Origin of the sequence: Methylobacterium sp. CCH5-D2 (genome assembly GCF_001556475.1) — a bacterium.
In the GTDB taxonomy this organism is placed as follows: domain Bacteria; phylum Pseudomonadota; class Alphaproteobacteria; order Rhizobiales; family Beijerinckiaceae; genus Methylobacterium; species Methylobacterium hispanicum.
The window spans coordinates 1-15,645 of sequence record NZ_LSIX01000939.1; the positions used below are offsets into that span (position 1 = coordinate 1).

The window sequence follows — 15,645 nt, forward strand, 5'->3', positions numbered from 1 at the left end:
CCGTCACGACCGGCAGCGCCGTGACGGAGTTCGAGGCCGAAGGGAAAGCAGCGGAGGAAATCCGGGCTTTGTGGGCGTGGATCAAGGACACGTTAGAACGTAAATAGCTAAATACGTAAGAGCGTATTGAAGGAGCGGAACCTATGGCAAAGAAAGCAACCGGCCTCGCGGCCTTCACCCGCCCCAAGGCCGGCGCGGAAGCCACCAGCCTTGCAGCGATCGAGGACGAGCGGCCGGCCGTGGAAATCCCGACGCCGAGGCGAAAGAGGGGAGGGGGCGAGACTGTTGCGCTTACGGTCAAGGTCCGGCGATCGGACTGGCAGCGCCTTCGCCAGCTCGCGGATGCAGAGGGAACGACAATTCAGGCGATGGCCGAGGCCGGGCTTTCGGCGGTTCTGGCGCAGCACGGATTGCCGCCGATCGAGCCTTATGCACGTTGATACGTAAATAGCTAAATACGCTAATGCTTACGCGTATGACCCGCCCCCCGGCCGTCCCTACGGCCCTAGATGATGAGAGCGGGACGGCCGGGGGGCTACCGTCGCGGCCGTGGTGTTTCCCTGAATAGAGCTTGCACCAGGTCGGCGGGTGGATCGCGGCGTAAGCCGCGCCGGCCCGGCGGCGAACGCGCCCCCAATAGCGCCGTAGAGAGCCGGAGGGCCGTTCGTAACAAAGTCCCGGCGCTATCGCCGGGTCCGTTTCTTGTCACGTCAGGCAGCGTCATACAGCCCCCGGAACTCGGGATCGGCATAATAGGCGAGCTTGCCGGCGACGATCGGCCGTTGCCCGGCGAGGAACAGCAATTCGACATGCTGCGGCAGGTTGCGGACCTCATCCGGGGTGAGCAGCGAGCGGGCCGTGTGTTGCTCGCCGTAGGAAATGCCGGATTTGTCGGAATCGAGCGCGCGGCTCATGGTCTGGAACACAACGGTTTCCTGCCCGAGCAGATCGGAGACAAGCCGGGCGCTGTCGTGATCGTTGACGCCGAACACCTGTAGGACGCCGGCGTTTGACAGGAAGGTTCCGGCCCGCTGCCCATAGGTGGCGCGGAGCTGGTGAACGTCTTGCAGGATGGGCCAGAGCTGGACGCCGTAGCCGGCCATGAGGCCCATTGCGCGCTCGACGGGAGCCAGATGGCCGAGGGCGGCGAATTCATCCAGCAGATAGAGGACCGGCACGGCCGGCTTGGCGGGATCGCGGGCCATGTCGGTGAGGCTTTGGGCGACGAGCAGGCGCAGCCAGCGGGAATAGGTGGCGAGGCGATCGGGCGGCAGGACGAGGAACACCGAGACGTTGCGGCGCTTGAGATCGGCAAAGCGGAAATCGGATCGGCCGAGGACCGCGACCATGCGCGGCGAGTCGAGGAAATGGGTATGGCGCTGCGCGGCCGAGAGGACGCCGGCCGCCTCGCGGTCGGATTTGCCGAGGTGGCGGTTTGCGGCGCGGGCGATCAGGCCGGAGGCGGCCGTTGACGCCTGCATGTCCTTCAGGAGCGCGGCGAAGGCTTCAGGGGCGAGGGTGAGATATTCGCGCAGGGTGGCGAGGTTTCGCCTGTCGCGCGGCCCGGTGGCGGCAATATGGAGGATCAGGCCGGCAATAAGCGCCTTGGCTTCCTCGTTCCAATGCGTTTCGCCGGCCATGCCCGGTTCATCGAACACGAGGGCGTCGGCAAGGGTGCTTGCATCTTCCGCGACATCGAGGCCGGCCGGGTCGAGCCCTTCCAGCGGATTGAAGGCGGCCGAGGGCTGGCCGGTGACGCCGAAGGGGTCGAGGACGTGGACCGGGCCGAATTGCTGGCGGGCGCGGCCGGCAATTTTCGCGTTCTCGCCCTTGGGGTCGATGCAGATCACGGAGCGGTCGGCGGTGAGCAGATTCGGGATGATGGTTCCCACCCCCTTGCCGGTTCTGGTCGGAGCCATCGTCAGCAGATGGGCCGGGCCGTCATAGCGCAGGAGCTTCCCGGTCTTGCCGTCACGGCCGATCAGCAGGCCGGAATCGGCGCGGGCGAGGGCGGCGGTTTCCTTGTCAGTGGCGAAGCGGGCCGAGCCGTGGGTTTCGCCGTCCATATCCCCGAAGTGGATAATCAGCGGATTGGTGAGGAAGCGGAAAGCGAGCGCCAGCAGCACCAGCAGCGTGACGAGATCGAGCAGGAGAACCGGAACCGAGCCGACGCGAAAGCCGATTTGTTCGAGAGCGAAGCGGCCGCCGAAGCCGACGACGAACAGGACGATAACAAGGAGGAACAGAAGCCCGAGAAGCGGTTTCCAGATGCGGAAAGGTGCGGCGAGCAGAGCGACGAACGCCCATAGCGGATCACGCGCGGCCTGCCGCATCATGTTCTTGAACGCACCCCATGCAAGTCTCGCCTGACTCATGCGGCGGTCCCCCCGGCGCTGTCTGTCGTCTCGGCGGCCGGCGCGTTGCCGATCAGGTCGGCAAACAGTTCCTTGTCACCGTGGCGCGTCAGGAAGTCGGGCAGCTCACGGCGCAGCCAGTCGGGCAGGGCGCGCGAGATTTCATCGTGGCCGTTTTCGAGGCGATGCAGGATGAGCGCGCCGAGCAGCACCTTGCGGCGCGTGTCGTTGGCGCGTTCCTGCTTCGACAGACGGGCCTTGAGCGTGGCGCGCTGCGCATCCAGTTCGGCCAAGCGTTGTTCGATCGTTTTGCGCGCCATTCTTCAAATCTCCTTTTCCGGTCGTTCGCCTAGACTATCATTCCCGGCTGCCTTTTCCAGCGTTTGCCCGTTGAGCTTGAGTTTTCGACGGTTTTGCAGCACAATCCGGGCCTCAGTTCATCGCATCGACCTTGCCGCAAGCGCCACACCGAGCGACGAAAGAGCGGAGCGATTGAGTTGAGAAGGGCGCACTTACGAGTTACTGCGTAACTCAGCGCGCTGTCAGCTAGAAAGCTGACGGGAAAGGCGGAAACGGGATCGAGGCAACGGGTTGGCGATCTACCATTTCAGCATGAAGCCAGTTTCGCGGGCGAAGGGCCGTAGCGCCGTCGCCTCTATGGCTTATCGTGCCGGGGAGAAGTTGACCAACGAGCGCGACGGCATCACGCACGACTACACGGCAAAGCAGGGCGTCGAACATGCCGAGATCGTCTTGCCGGAAGGCGTCAACGCCGATTGGGCGCGGGATCGCTCGACGCTCTGGAACGCCGCCGAGTTTGCCGAGAAGCGGAAGGATGCCCGCGTTGCCCGCGAGTTCGAGGTTGCCTTGCCGCATGAGCTTTCGGCCGAGGAACGGCTAGAGGCGGCGCGGGAGATGGCGCAGGAGCTGGCCGACCGCTACGGCGCGGCCGTGGATTTCGCCATTCATGCACCGCACGAGGCGAGCGACGTTCGCAATCACCATGCCCATATCCTTATGACCACGCGGCAGGTGACGGAGAACGGGCTAGGCGACAAGACCTATCTTGAGCGCGAAAACAAATGGCTGCTGGCGCACGACCTGCCGACGACCGATATGCAGCTCCGCGACCTTCGCCAGAGGTGGGAGGGGATCGCCAACGAGCGGCTTGCAATGGCCGGGCTTGATATTCGGATCGACCATCGTTCGCACATGGAGCGCGGGCTTGAGATCGCGCCGACCGAGCATATGGGCGTCCATGCCTCGCAGATGGAACGGCGCGGCCTCGACGTGTCGCGGTCGCGGCTGGACGAGGATGCGGCCCGGCGCAATGCCGAGCTGATCCGGGAGAAGCCCGAGCAGGTTCTAACCCTCATCACCGGGGAAAAGAGCGTGTTCGATCGCCACGACGTTGCGCGGGCGCTGCATCGCTACATCAACGACGACCCGCAGGAGTTCCAGAGCGCCTTTGCGAAGGTGATGGCCTCGCCGGCGCTGGTCGAGTTGCAGCCCGAGCGCGCGGACCCGGCAACGGGCGAGATCGAGCTTGCTCGCTATTCCACCCGCGAAATGGTCGAGATCGAATCCGGCATGATCGAGAGCGCGCAGCGGATGCACGCGGCTCATGGTCATGGCGTCGATCGCCGGCATGTCGAGCGGGCGATAGATGCCCAAGACGCCGCCATTCGGTCGAGCGTTTCCCATGACACGGCCGGGAAGGTTGCGCGGGGCGAGCTGGACGCCGGCGAACGTGAACGCCAGATCGAGACGGCGCGACTTTCGGACGAGCAGCGCCGGGCGATCGAGCATATCACCGGGCCGGAGCGGATCGCGGCCGTTGTCGGTTATGCCGGCGCTGGCAAGTCCACCATGCTCGCGGCCGCGCGCGAGGCGTGGGAGGCCGAAGGCTATCAGGTCCACGGCGCGGCCCTGTCGGGGAAGGCGGCCGAGGGCTTGGAGGAAAGTTCCGGCATCCAGAGCCGCACCCTCGCATCATGGTCCCGCGGTTGGGAGAACGACCGCGGCACGATCGGCCGCGGCGACGTGTTCGTGATCGACGAGGCGGGCATGGTCGGGAGCCGCCAGCTCGCCCGCTTCGTTGGCGAGGCCGAGGCGCGCGGGGCGAAGATCGTCCTTGTAGGCGACCATGAGCAGTTGCAGGCGATCGGGGCCGGCGCACCGTTCCGGGCGATCACGGAGGAAATCGGCCATGCCGAGCTGTCGGAGATTCGCCGGCAGCGCGTGGACTGGCAGCGGGACGCTTCCATTGACTTCGCCACGCACCGGACGGCCGAGGGGCTGGCGGCCTATCGGGATCACGGCAATATCAGCTTTGCCGAGACAGGCGAGGACGCGCGCGGCCAGATCGTGCGGGACTACCTTGCCGATCGCGATGAACGTCCGGACGGCACCCGGGTTGCGATGGCGCATCGCCGGGCCGATGTTCGCGCCATCAATGACGCGATCCGGGCCGAGCTACAGGACCGGGGTGTTTTGGCACGGGGCGAGCTGGCGCGCGTGGCCGACGACAGCCTTGCGCCGGGCGACGTCGCCCATGAGCGGGAAGGGCCGGGCCGGGCGCTGACCTTCCAGACCAATACCGGGCAGAGGGAGTTCGCGCCGGGCGACCGCATCGTGTTCTTGGAGAACAACCGCGACCTTGGCGTGAAAAACGGGATGCTAGGCACGGTCGAGCATGTCGAGGCGGGCCGGATCGTCGCGCAGCTCGACGGCCGGGGCGGCGATAGTGTTTCCGTGCCGATGGGCGACTATCAGGCGATCGACCACGGTTATGCGACGACGATTCACAAAAATCAGGGGGCGACGGTCGATCGCTCCTATGTGATGGCGTCGGGGACGATGGACCGGCATCTAACCTATGTCGCCATGACCCGGCATCGTGACGGGGTGCAGCTCTACGCGGCACAGGACGAGTTCACCAATGCCGGCCGGCTGGTCGAGCATGGGGCCGCGCCCTTCGAGCATGACCCGCAGAAGTCCGACAGCTATTTCGTGACGCTGGAAAACGACAAGGGCGAGCAGCGCACCCTATGGGGCGTCGATCTAGAGCGGGCCATGAAGGAGGCCGCGCCGGAGATCGGGGAGAAGATCGGCCTACAGCATGAGGGTTCCACCCCCGTCACCTTGCCCGATGGGACGCAGACGCACCGCAACACATGGAAGGTTCAGGACGCCGGCGAGCTGGCCTATAGCCAGCTAGAACGCCGCCTGTCCCGGTCGGGCGTGAAGGAAACGACGCTCGACTATACCCGCGACTTTGCCGAGCGGCGCGGGATCGCGGAGCAAATGGGCGTCCGCAGCGAGATCGAGATTCCGGCCGAGCGCGCCGGGCTACGTGCGGAACGGGAGTCGACGGCCGGGGATCACGCCCTTGAGCGGAGATCCTCGCAAAAAGTCGGCGCGGATCTCGCGCAGGATCTTCGTGCAGATCCGCGCGAAGATCTCGCCAGCGATCGACAGCAGCGCCGCAATCCGTTCGAGGGCCTGAAACTCGGGCGCGGCGCGGCGGCCGAGAGCCGCGAGCCAGACCGCGCCGGCGAGGACGGCCCGCAGATCGACCAGAAACGGCCGCAGCAGGCCGAGAAGCAGCGGCGCGGTATGTTCGCCGGCCTCAAGCTCAATGCACGCCCTGCGCCCTCACAGGAGCGCGGCGAGGCATCGCGGATGCAGCGACGGCCGGAAAGGGAAGGGAGCTTGCGGCAGGCGCCGGCGCCCGACCGGCTGGCCGAGCGGGCGCGGGGGCAGTCGCCGCTTGAGCAGGCCGTTGACCGCTATTCGCGGGCCTATCAGTCGATCGACCAGCACCGGCGCGAGGGCCTGCCGGTCCTCGACATGCAGCGGCAGGAAATGGGCGATGCCGGCCAGCAGCTCGACCAGGTGCGCGACGGCATGAAAGATTTGATGCGTTCGACCCTGCAAAACGACCCGGCGACGGCGCGCGCCATGACCGAGCTTTCCGGCCGGGAGCGTGTCGCGCAGGTGATCGACGGGATGAAGCGCGAAAACGCCGCGCTGCAAGACCCGAATGTCAGGGCCGAGCGGTTTGTTGAACGCTGGCAGGAACTACAGGGCCAGCGCCGGGAGCTTCGCGGCTGGCAGCACGACGATGCCCGCGCCAAGGTCGAAAGCCAGATGAACGGCCTGACCAAGAGCCTCGAACGTGACCCGCAGGTAGATTCCATCCTGCGCAATCGCCGGCAGGAGCTTGGAATCGGGCAGGAGCTTCGCCGGGGGCAGAGCATCGCCCATCAGCTACAAGAAGAAATGTCACGCAGCCGGCAGATTAGCCGGGGCATCGGTTTGGGAAGGTAGGCACGGAGAATATGACGGAGCTGGACGACGACAGGGAAGGAATCGCACGGCAAGCACTGGACGAGGACGCCGGCGACCCGGCCGCCGCGTTCGATGCGCTCCGGCGCACGATCGAGACGCAGGGCGCGCAGATCGGCGCGGAAATGACCGTGATGCGGCGTGGGCTGGAAGCGGCTTTCGACCAGCTCGAAAAGATCGAGCCGGCGCAGGACTACAAGCCCCAGCTCGCCCAGCTCGTGCAGGCGCTCGACACTGTTGCGGAGCGGATGCACGGCGTAGAGCAATCGCCTATTCTCCGGCAGGGCGCGACGCACTATGCGGCGCTCCTCGAGCGCAGCGGCGAGGCCCTGATACGCACCGCCGCGCAACAGCTCGAGCGGCAGGCGTCCGACCTCGAGCGCGCCGGCCGCAATCTTTCGGCGCACGTCGCCGGCGCGCGGGAGCGTAGCCGGCAAGATTGGTGGCTTGTCGCCGCTTTCGCGGTCGGCCTGCTCGCCGGCGCGCTGGTGATGTTGTTCCTTCCGCGCCTGTTGCCGTTCTCGGCCGCGCCGCGTGTCGCCAGCGTCGTCATGGGCGAAAGGCCGTGGCAGGCCGGTATGAGCCTCATGGCGTTCGGCAGCCCGGAAGCGTGGCAGCGCGTGGCCTCGGCCGACCAGCTCCTTGAAACGAACAGGGAGGCGGTAGCGGCTTGTTGGGAGGCCGCGCGCACGGCCGGCGAGGATCAGCGATGCACGATCACGGTGAAAGCGCCGGCGCAGTAGTGTGGAAGGAGTTTCTATGGCTAACGCTCAACATATGTTCGTCGTGACTGGCGGCCCCGGTTCCGGCAAAAGCAGCCTGATTGACGCCATGACCCGGCGCGGCTTCCGCACGATGCCCGAGGCCGGCCGGGCGATCATACAAGATCAAGTCAGGATCGGCGGGCCAGCCTTGCCTTGGGCGGATCGGGCCATCTTTGCCGAACTCATGTTGGGTTGGGAGCTGCGTTCCTATCACGAGGCTCTTGCGAGTGACGCGCCTGTCCTGATGGATCGCGGGATTCCTGATGTTGTCGGCTATCTTACGCTCTGCGGCCTGCCTGTCCCGGCTCATATTGAGGCGGCGGCGAAAATTCATCCCTACAACGAGCGGGTTTTCCTCGCCCCGTATTGGGGTGCCATTTTCGCGCAGGACGCCGAGCGCAAGCAGGACCGGCAGGAGGCCGAGGCGACCGGCCGAGTCATGGCCGAAACTTACACCCGGCTTGGCTATCAGATTGTAGAGCTGCCGCTGGTAGGGATCGAGCAGCGCGCCGACTTCATCGCGGAACGTCTGCAAGCCGGGTGAAGCAGGCTAAAACTGTCGCATGTTTTGGGAGTTTCGCGACAAAGTCTATGAGTTCTTACTATCTCGCGTCATGCTTTCGGCCATCGTCACCAGCTCACGACAGACACGCTCCTTGAGCTTGGCCGGCAATGGCCGGTTGGACATTGCCTCGTGGACCCACAGGCCATCAGCAGCAAGACGGGCGACGAAGCGCGCGAGGGCTGCCGGATCGTCGTCGTCAGGAACCGGCGGCGACCAGCGGTCAAGAACGCCCTGCCATAAGGAATCAAGGTCCGGCTCGCCGGCGCTTTCCAGCATCATCAGAAGTTCGACGCGGCGGGCCATCTGCGCGCAGCTCTGGATATAGGCCGCATCGCGTTCGGCCGGCTCCACCGTGTCGGCTTTGCCGCCCGCGATCTTCTCCATGCCCGCCTCCCATTGGTCGGCAAGATGTTGGTGGGCCGCGAGGATAAGCGCCTCCCGCGACGGGAAGTGGTAGAGCAAGCCGCCGCGCGTCAGCCCGGTTTCGGCCGCAACGGCGTCGAAGGTGACAGCGGTAATGCCGTCACGCTCGACAATGGCGATGATCGCGTCGAGGATTTTCCTGCGATTGCTGGTCCGCATGATGCCCTCCGCGAACTAGGTCGTGAACCCATAAAAGTTGCGCGGGCGTGGGCATCCCTTTAGCTCTAAACGCATGGGCAAGCGCAGCGGCGTCATCGATCATGAGGAAGGTTTGGCCAAGCTGAGCCTGGTCGAACTGGATGAGGGGATTGACCGCTACCGGACGCGTCTGAAAATTGCGCCGACAAGCCAACTCTGCAAGTCGTTCGAAAGCCGCATCCACTGGCTGGAGCGGTATCGCGCAAAGCATCATTCTGACTGAGGTACGCAAATCGCTTTCACTGCCGGTCGATGTCTGATTCAGCATTGGCATGAGCCGATATGACCTAACCGATTTCGAGTGGCGCGTGATCGAGCCACTTTTGCCCAACAAACCAAGAGGCGTTCCACGTGTCGATGACCGCCGCGTCTTGAACGGCATCTTCTGGGTGCTGCGCTCTGGTGCTCCTTGGCGCGACCTTCCCGAACGCTATGGTCCGCGCACCACCTGCTACAACCGCTTCGTGCGATGGCGAAAAGCGGGTGTGTGGGATCGGATGATGGATGCCATCACCGTCGCTCACGATGGCGAAATCCAGATGATCGACAGCACTTCGGTTCGCGCGCACCAACAGGCCGCGACCGCAAAAAGGGGGATCGAGATCATTGTCTCGGTCGTTCCCGAGGCGGACTTTCAACCAAAATCCACGCGGTCGTCGATGGGCAAGGTCTCCCGATCCGACTGAGCCTGACCGCTGGGCAAAGCCATGACGGCCAAGCTGCTGACGGTTTGCTCGACCATGTTGGTGCCGGAACGATAGTGATGGCCGATAAGGCATATGATGCCGACCGCATCCGGGCGTCTCTCCGCGAAAGGGGCGCGTTCGCCAATATCCCGCCCAAGTCCAACCGCCGATCAAAACCGTATTTCAGCACTTGGCTCTATCGCGAGCGGAACCTCATCGAACGCTTCTTCTCCAAGCTGAAGCACTTCCGCCGGGTTGCTACCCGCTACGACAAGCTGGCCGAAAACTTCCTCGCCATGGTCCAACTCGCCTCAATGCGGCTGTGGTTGCGGGCTTATGAGTCTACGGCCTAGTGGGATGATGGATAGAGCGAGGATTGCGACCCCGGCCCGTAACGGCGCAGAAGAACCCCGGTCACGATCGCGCCGGCCGCCAATAGCGCAGCCCCGACATACATCACCACCAGATAGGCATTGTCGAAGGCAGCGGATGCAGCCGCGACGAGCGCCGGCCCGTTTGCCGTGTCTCCGGCCGCCAGCGTGAGAGCGGTGGCGATGTTGTCGCGCGCTTCCACGGGAGCGCCTTCGGGCAGGGCGATCCCGAGTGTATAGAGCGCCGAAAGCAGACTACCGAGAATGGCGACGGCGAGCAGGCCGCCGAACTCGTAGGACACTTCCTCGACCGAGGCGGCCATGCCGGCGCGATGCACGGGCGCGTTGCCGATGATGGCCGTGGACGCGACCGACGCAGCGGCTCCAAGCCCCGCGCCGGTCAGGAACATACCTGCAAGCACCCATCCCGTTCCCTGCGACAGTCCCCACGCCGTCAGCAGCACGGCGAGCGACCCCGCCCCAAGCCCTCCCGCGATCAGGTAGAGCAGGCCAATGCGGTGCAGCAGCGCGCCGCCGAGCAGCGCGGTCGGCAACGAGCCGATGGCGGCGGCGGAAACCAGCAAGCCGGCCTCCAGCGGGGAATAGCCGGCGACGAGTTGGAACCGCTGCGTCGTCACGAGCTGGATACCGCCCAAGGCGAACATCATCATGGCGGCGGCCAGCACGCCAGACGAAAAGGCCGGGTTGCGGAAAATCGAGAAGTCGAGCAGCGGAAACGGCAAGCGCGCTTGTCGCCGGACGAACAGGAAGCCCGCCGCTGCGGTGACGAGCAAGGCCGCGCTCAATACGGCCGAAGACGGATTGGCGCTGGCCGCGTCCTTGATTGCGATCACGAGCGCGGACAGCGCGGCCAATGCCAGAACTGATGACAGCAAGTCCCACGGCCGCGAGCCGTCGCCGGCGACCTTCGGCGCGACCAGCAGCGTCCCGATGAAAGCCGCGATCACCACCGGAACATTGATAAGGAAGACTGACCCCCACCAGAAATGTTCGAGCAGCAATCCCCCGATGATCGGGCCTATGGCGGCCCCCACGATCGAGATGGAACCCCATATGGCGATAGCGATGTTGCGCTCGCGCTCGACGGTGAAGGTGATGCGGATCAGGGCCAATGTGGCGGGCATCATGGCAGATGCCCCGATGGCGAGGAAGGCGCGGGCGGCGATCAGCACTTCCGGCGTGGGGGAGAACGCAGCCACGATGGACGCGATGCCGAACAGGACAAGGCCGGCGAGGAACATTGTGCGATGGCCGATGCGGTCGCCAAGCGTTCCGGCACCGAGCAGCAGGCCGGCCATGACCAGCGGATAGGCGTTGATGATCCATAGCCCCTGCGTGGTCGTCGCCCCGAGTTCGCGGGTGAGCGTCGGAAGGGCGGTATAGAGGACGGAGTTGTCGAGGGTGATGAGCAGCAGGCCGGCAGCCACCGTCACCAGCAAGAGCCATCGGTTTGAATGTGAGGCCGTCATTGGGAATCCATCCGGCTTGAGCAGCCGTCGCTATACATTCTAGATTGTAAAGTTTCAACTCAAAAAGCTCGGTCAGTTGTCGCGGAAATCCTAAGTTTCGCGACAAAATCGCCGGCGCTGATTTTTCAGGGAAAAATCTGTCGCAAAAGTCGCGTGCGAAAGTCGAACTTACGCGACAGATTTTTGCGACACGTCGCGGCCCGGAATCCGGGCCGCTGCGCACCAGGCGCAGGTTTCAGGAATTGCGCGACACCCTCACGGCTACCGCTGACGCGCCAGCCAGACCGTGCGCCCGCCGCAGTCGGCGTCTTCCACAACATGGGCCACAACATCAAAGCCGTTCCGGTCGAGCAGCAGGCGGTATTCGTCGGGGTCGAGGCTGGCATGATAGAGGGGTTCCCCTTCCAGCGTGCCGATCGCCTCGCCAAAGGCGGGACCACTTGTGAATAGCAATGGTGCCTCCGGTTCGGCATGGTCGCGGAAGATGGGGAACATCATGCGCTGATCGTGAGGCGCAAGGTGAAAGAAGCTGTCCCAAGCGATCAGCCCGCCATATCTCCGATCCAGTTTCAGCGAGCGCATATCCGCCACTTCCGCCGTTTCACCCGGCAGATTTGCCCGGAATAGGTCGATCATCTCGGGCGAGCTGTCCACGCCAGTAACCGGATGACCTCTGGCGGCAAGGTAACGGGCGATCGGCTCGCCCGATCCGCATCCAATGTCGAGCACGGCCGCCCCCTCGCCGCAGCATGTCGGCAAACCGCTCGATCCATGCGCGCTCCAACAACACCGTGCCGCGCGCGGTTGTCCATGCACCAGCATGGCGACGATAAAGGTCTATGATGCGGGCGGCCGCGTCGATCATGGTCTTACTGTCGATTTCCTGTTTCCGGTGTCGCGAAATTCCCAAAACCCGCGACAGTCGCACAATAGGGATTTTCGCGACGGGATGCACCCGCTAGATTCGGGCGGTGAGCATAGCAGCGAAAGCCCCTGCCCCATGATGATCGGATATGCGCGAGTCTCGACCGAGGGCCAGACCCTCGACCAGCAGCGCGCGGCGCTGAAGGCGGCGGGCTGCAAGCGCGTGTTCGAGGAAAAGGCATCCGGCGCGCAGCGCGGCCGCCCCGAGCTGGCGAAGTTGCTGGACCATTTGCAGCCGGGCAACGTGGTGACGGTGACGCGGCTGGATCGCCTCGCCCGATCAACGCGCGATCTTCTCGACATAGCCGAGCGGATCGGCCACGCCGAGGCCGGCTTGCGATCGCTGGCCGAGCCTTGGGCCGACACGACGACGCCGGCCGGGCGCATGGTGCTGACATTCTTCGCCGGCGTTGCCGAGTTCGAGCGCAGCTTGATCCATGAGCGCACGAGCGCCGGCCGAGCTGCGGCGAAGGCGAAGGGCGTTCGGTTCGGCCGCCCCCCTGCCCTGTCGGCCGAGCAGATCGCACACGCCCGCCAGCTCATCAGCGAGGACAAGAAGCCGGCCGAGGTTGCCCGGCTCTTGGGCGTTCATCGTGCGACGCTCTACCGGGCTTTAGAACGCAATGACGTGAATACGCATTGACGCAACTACGTTTAGTCGCCCGGCCCTAGAAGTAGTGCCTTTCGCGGTTCCTTCCGCAAGGGATTGCAGAATCGGGCGGCTTGCTCTTAGTTGTAAACATGAAGGAACGCGCGGAAGAGATTCGCAGGGGCGTTGCCGCCCACAGGGCGCGGCAGATCGCGGCCGGCCGCGTGGCGTTGAATACCTATGTTCCGGGCGAGCTTGTCGAGGCGATCGACAGGATCAAGGAGCAACGGGGCGTGTCAGCACGCGCCCCGATCATCGAGGAAGCGTTGAGGTTCTATATCGAAGCGAAGCAAGGGACATAACGGCAAAACGCCCGACCGCGCCAACGGTCGAGCGTTTTTGTAGGCCGTCAGACACACCGTAGATCAGGGGTCCGCTAACTCTCCCCTTATCTACGCTACAGCACTCCAATTCGCAAGATTGATTCTTGCGGAAACGGGAGTGCCGTGCCTGCCGTCCGCGCCGTCATGTCCTTCAAGTGGAAGGACGAGGGCATATGTTAGGGACGCACTACGCGGCCGCGATCGGCTGCGCGCGCGGGAACGCGCTTGATGAAATCATGCGGGAGGTCTGGACCCGATACGGCGCGGGCCAGCTCACCGACGACGAGGCCGGGCAGCTCACCGCGCTCGCCCATGAACGCCGGGCCATGTTGCGGGGATCAGGACAGACCGCGCTAGGGCTGATCTTCCCGCCCCCGGCCGCGCGCTGCCCGACACCAGTTCGCCGGCATAGTCATATCCGGGGGCGGTCGGAGGGCCGCATATGGCGGCCGACGACGCGCAAGGACGTGCAGGCGATCTTGAGGGCGGCCGAAATCTACAACGAGGACGGCTTGCGCCAGAAGGGCGAGCGCAGCGGGCCGCTCGGGTCGGTGGCGCTGGACGTGCTGCGGCTGTTCGTCAATCTCATCGACTTCCGCACCGGCCGGCTAGAGCCGTCAATCACCACGATCATGGATCGGCTAGGCCGGTCGCGCGATACGATCGTGCGGGCGCTGAAGAACCTGCGGGCGCATGGTTTCATCGACTGGCTGCGCCGCTACGAGCCGACCGGGAATGAGGGGCGCGGCCCACAGGTCCAGCAGGCGAGCAACGCCTATCGCCTGTCCCTGCCGGAAAAGGCCCGTCAGTTTCTCGGCCGGTTCGGCAAGGCCCCGCCCCCGCCTGCCGATCATGGACAGGATCAGCAGGCATGGAGCGAGGCAATCGACGCCTACAAGACCACCCTGCCCCTCGATGAGCGAACGCAGCTCGACGCTGGCGATAGTCCGCTCGGAAAGGCCCTCGTGATGCTGGCAAAGAGTGTGATGAAACGTGAGTCCGATAACCAGACTGAATCCCCATCTGATCTATATCTAAAAGGCGGAACATAAGCGGACGCCGCTGTGCGGGCCGCTTTCGCGGCCCTGCGGCGGTTCCGATCCGCTTATAGGGCGGATCGGGAAGCGGCACCCTCGCCACCTAATCCGCACCGCTCGCGCCTGCGGCCAGCGTCCTACGGGCTTTCGAGAGGGAGCGAGGGGCAAGGTCGGCGTTTAATTATTTACGTAAATACGTATTAACGTGTAAACGCATTACCTTGATAGAAGGCGATGGCGGCGGCCGGGAAAACGTGCTAGGCTGTACACAATTCAACACGCGGAGGCGATTCCATGACCGCCAGCACCACCATGACGATTCGGGTTAGGCCCGATGTGAAAGAAAAGCTCGACCGGATCGCGAACGACACGCAGCGAAGCAAATCCTTCCTCGCCGGCGAGGCCGTCGCCGCCTATGTCGATCGCGAGCTTGAAATCATTGACGGCATCAAGCGCGGCATGGCCGACGCAGCGGCCGGCCGCGTGATCCCCCATGATGAGGCGATGGCGGAAATCTATGCCGTCATCGAGGAAGCCAAAGCCGAAAAGCAAGCGGGCAAGGCGTGAAGCGGTCGGTCACATGGTCCCGCGAGGCGCTGGACGACATCAAGGTGCAGGTTAAGCACATCGCCAAAGATAGCCCGCCTGCCGCCACGCGGGTTGCGGATCGGATTCGAGACGCGGGCAAGGCCCTTGGGGACATGGCAACGGGCCGGCCCGGTCGCGTGACAGGAACCTACGAGAAGTCCGTCGCGCGCCTGCCCTATATCATCGCTTATGAGCTGCGGGATATGGCGGGCCGGGAAAGCGTTGTGATCGTGCGCGTCATCCACACGTCGCTGGATTGGCAACCCGAGGAATGGCCGCACTAGCTTAAAGACGTAGTAACGTCTCTAGCTATATTCTTGAATACGTATTCACGCAAAGAAGGATTAACGCATGAACGTCATTGCGTTTTTGAGCCAGAAGGGCGGGAGCGGAAAAACCACGCTTTCGGTTCATACCGCCGTGGCGGCCGAGGCGACCGGCGAACGGGTTTGCGTCATCGACGCGGACCCACAGGAGAGCGCGACCGCATGGGCGAACGCGCGGGAAGCCGGAACGCCGATCGTCGCCACGGCACAGGCCGGGGAGCTGGACGCCGCGCTTAGGGCGGCCGAGGGCGAGGGCATGACCTTGGCCGTAGTGGACGCCCCGCCCCATGCCGCCCCGGCGGCCGGCCAGATCGCCCGAAGGTCGGAGCTGGTCTTGATTCCGGTCCGACCGTCCGCGTTTGACCTCGCTGCCGTCCCGGCCGCCGTCGAGATCGTGGTGGCCGCGAAGGTGCGCGGCGCGTTCGTCCTGTCCGCCTGCCCGTTCCGTGCGCCCGAGATCGGGGAGACGCGCGCGGCGTTGGAAGCCTACGGACTGCCGATCGTTCCCGGCGAGATTACCGACCGGCGCGCGTTTGCCCGCGCCGTCACGACCGGCAGCGCCGTGACGGAGTTCGAGGCCGAAGGGAAAGCAGCGGA

16 protein-coding genes and 1 pseudogene are annotated in these 15,645 nt (G+C 64.7%); 12 read left to right on the plus strand and 5 right to left on the minus strand.

Features of this window, described 5'->3' with window-relative positions:
- The first annotated feature begins 143 nt into the window (after positions 1 to 143).
- The gene (locus AX737_RS25355; protein WP_035227939.1) at positions 144 to 440 is read left to right on the plus strand and encodes a hypothetical protein; all 297 of its coding nucleotides are present in this window, start codon (positions 144 to 146) and stop codon (positions 438 to 440) included.
- 270 nt (positions 441 to 710) lie between these two features.
- On the opposite strand, the gene AX737_RS25360 is transcribed toward AX737_RS25355, so the two are convergent.
- A complete protein-coding gene (locus AX737_RS25360; RefSeq protein ID WP_035227938.1) occupies positions 711 to 2,375 on the minus strand; it encodes a type IV secretory system conjugative DNA transfer family protein in 1,665 nt (554 codons plus the stop codon).
- Entirely contained in the window at positions 2,372 to 2,674 is a 303-nt protein-coding gene (locus AX737_RS25365) for a hypothetical protein (protein WP_035227937.1), read from the minus strand. Before AX737_RS25365 ends, AX737_RS25360 begins: the two co-directional genes overlap by 4 nt.
- A gap of 271 nt (positions 2,675 to 2,945) precedes the next feature.
- On the opposite strand from AX737_RS25365, the gene traA reads away from it, so the two are divergent.
- The 3 genes from traA to AX737_RS25380 are packed head-to-tail and all read left to right on the plus strand — an operon-like array spanning position 2,946 to position 8,012.
- Positions 2,946 to 6,686 (plus strand): Ti-type conjugative transfer relaxase TraA, encoded by a 3,741-nt coding sequence (gene traA / locus AX737_RS25370; protein ID WP_026109554.1) that lies wholly within the window; start codon positions 2,946 to 2,948, stop codon positions 6,684 to 6,686.
- 11 nt (positions 6,687 to 6,697) lie between these two features.
- Positions 6,698 to 7,447 (plus strand): DUF6118 family protein, encoded by a 750-nt coding sequence (locus AX737_RS34880; protein WP_017502936.1) that lies wholly within the window; start codon positions 6,698 to 6,700, stop codon positions 7,445 to 7,447.
- A gap of 16 nt (positions 7,448 to 7,463) precedes the next feature.
- A complete protein-coding gene (locus AX737_RS25380; RefSeq protein WP_035227934.1) occupies positions 7,464 to 8,012 on the plus strand; it encodes an AAA family ATPase in 549 nt (182 codons plus the stop codon).
- Positions 8,013 to 8,057: 45 nt separating this feature from the next.
- Here AX737_RS25380 and AX737_RS25385 read toward each other — a convergent pair whose 3' ends face one another.
- On the minus strand, positions 8,058 to 8,615 hold the full coding sequence (locus AX737_RS25385; protein ID WP_017502940.1) for a TetR/AcrR family transcriptional regulator: 558 nt from the start codon (positions 8,613 to 8,615) through the stop codon (positions 8,058 to 8,060).
- Positions 8,616 to 8,688: 73 nt separating this feature from the next.
- Here AX737_RS25385 and AX737_RS33655 point away from each other — a divergent pair, with 73 nt between their 5' ends.
- Positions 8,689 to 8,877, plus strand: a complete 189-nt coding sequence (locus AX737_RS33655) for a hypothetical protein (protein ID WP_156453956.1) — start codon at positions 8,689 to 8,691, stop codon at positions 8,875 to 8,877.
- 49 nt (positions 8,878 to 8,926) lie between these two features.
- Positions 8,927 to 9,693: pseudogene (locus tag AX737_RS32590) on the plus strand (IS5 family transposase).
- Here AX737_RS32590 and AX737_RS25400 read toward each other — a convergent pair.
- Positions 9,690 to 11,165: an MFS transporter gene (locus AX737_RS25400; RefSeq protein ID WP_234832090.1), complete on the minus strand. Its 1,476-nt coding sequence runs from the start codon at positions 11,163 to 11,165 to the stop codon at positions 9,690 to 9,692. The pseudogene AX737_RS32590 and the gene AX737_RS25400 overlap by 4 nt on opposite strands.
- Before the next feature lie 297 nt (positions 11,166 to 11,462).
- On the minus strand, positions 11,463 to 12,023 hold the full coding sequence (locus AX737_RS25405; protein ID WP_348626811.1) for a class I SAM-dependent methyltransferase: 561 nt from the start codon (positions 12,021 to 12,023) through the stop codon (positions 11,463 to 11,465).
- Positions 12,024 to 12,201: 178 nt separating this feature from the next.
- Between AX737_RS25405 and AX737_RS25410 the strand changes: the two genes are divergently transcribed.
- From AX737_RS25410 to AX737_RS25435, 6 genes are all read left to right on the plus strand, one after another.
- Positions 12,202 to 12,768, plus strand: coding sequence for a recombinase family protein (locus AX737_RS25410; RefSeq protein ID WP_035227977.1), 567 nt, complete (start codon positions 12,202 to 12,204; stop codon positions 12,766 to 12,768).
- Between the two features lie 98 nt (positions 12,769 to 12,866).
- Positions 12,867 to 13,076, plus strand: coding sequence for a ribbon-helix-helix protein, CopG family (locus AX737_RS25415; RefSeq protein ID WP_035227950.1), 210 nt, complete (start codon positions 12,867 to 12,869; stop codon positions 13,074 to 13,076).
- Between the two features lie 194 nt (positions 13,077 to 13,270).
- The gene (locus AX737_RS25420; protein ID WP_035227947.1) at positions 13,271 to 14,149 is read left to right on the plus strand and encodes a helix-turn-helix domain-containing protein; all 879 of its coding nucleotides are present in this window, start codon (positions 13,271 to 13,273) and stop codon (positions 14,147 to 14,149) included.
- Positions 14,150 to 14,428: 279 nt separating this feature from the next.
- Positions 14,429 to 14,701 carry a CopG family ribbon-helix-helix protein gene (locus AX737_RS25425; protein WP_035227945.1) on the plus strand — a complete coding sequence of 91 codons (273 nt, stop codon included), beginning with the start codon at positions 14,429 to 14,431 and terminating at the stop codon, positions 14,699 to 14,701.
- Positions 14,698 to 15,006, plus strand: a complete 309-nt coding sequence (locus AX737_RS25430; RefSeq protein ID WP_035227943.1) for a type II toxin-antitoxin system RelE/ParE family toxin — start codon at positions 14,698 to 14,700, stop codon at positions 15,004 to 15,006. The genes AX737_RS25425 and AX737_RS25430 overlap by 4 nt, the downstream gene beginning before the upstream one ends.
- A 67-nt stretch (positions 15,007 to 15,073) precedes the next feature.
- Positions 15,074 to 15,645 (plus strand): AAA family ATPase (locus tag AX737_RS25435; RefSeq protein ID WP_066926284.1); only part of this gene is annotated, 572 nt, incomplete at its 3' end.

Coding starts and splice junctions, on each gene's coding strand:
- AX737_RS25355 (WP_035227939.1), top strand. CDS start 144: ATGGCAAAGAAAGCAACCGGCCTCGCGGCCTTCACCCGCCCCAAGGCC.
- AX737_RS25360 (WP_035227938.1), bottom strand. CDS start 2,375: ATGAGTCAGGCGAGACTTGCATGGGGTGCGTTCAAGAACATGATGCGG.
- AX737_RS25365 (WP_035227937.1), bottom strand. CDS start 2,674: ATGGCGCGCAAAACGATCGAACAACGCTTGGCCGAACTGGATGCGCAG.
- AX737_RS34880 (WP_017502936.1), top strand. CDS start 6,698: ATGACGGAGCTGGACGACGACAGGGAAGGAATCGCACGGCAAGCACTG.
- AX737_RS25380 (WP_035227934.1), top strand. CDS start 7,464: ATGGCTAACGCTCAACATATGTTCGTCGTGACTGGCGGCCCCGGTTCC.
- AX737_RS25385 (WP_017502940.1), bottom strand. CDS start 8,615: ATGCGGACCAGCAATCGCAGGAAAATCCTCGACGCGATCATCGCCATT.
- AX737_RS33655 (WP_156453956.1), top strand. CDS start 8,689: ATGGGCAAGCGCAGCGGCGTCATCGATCATGAGGAAGGTTTGGCCAAG.
- AX737_RS25405 (WP_348626811.1), bottom strand. CDS start 12,023: ATGCTGGTGCATGGACAACCGCGCGCGGCACGGTGTTGTTGGAGCGCG.
- AX737_RS25410 (WP_035227977.1), top strand. CDS start 12,202: ATGATGATCGGATATGCGCGAGTCTCGACCGAGGGCCAGACCCTCGAC.
- AX737_RS25415 (WP_035227950.1), top strand. CDS start 12,867: ATGAAGGAACGCGCGGAAGAGATTCGCAGGGGCGTTGCCGCCCACAGG.
- AX737_RS25420 (WP_035227947.1), top strand. CDS start 13,271: ATGTTAGGGACGCACTACGCGGCCGCGATCGGCTGCGCGCGCGGGAAC.
- AX737_RS25425 (WP_035227945.1), top strand. CDS start 14,429: ATGACCGCCAGCACCACCATGACGATTCGGGTTAGGCCCGATGTGAAA.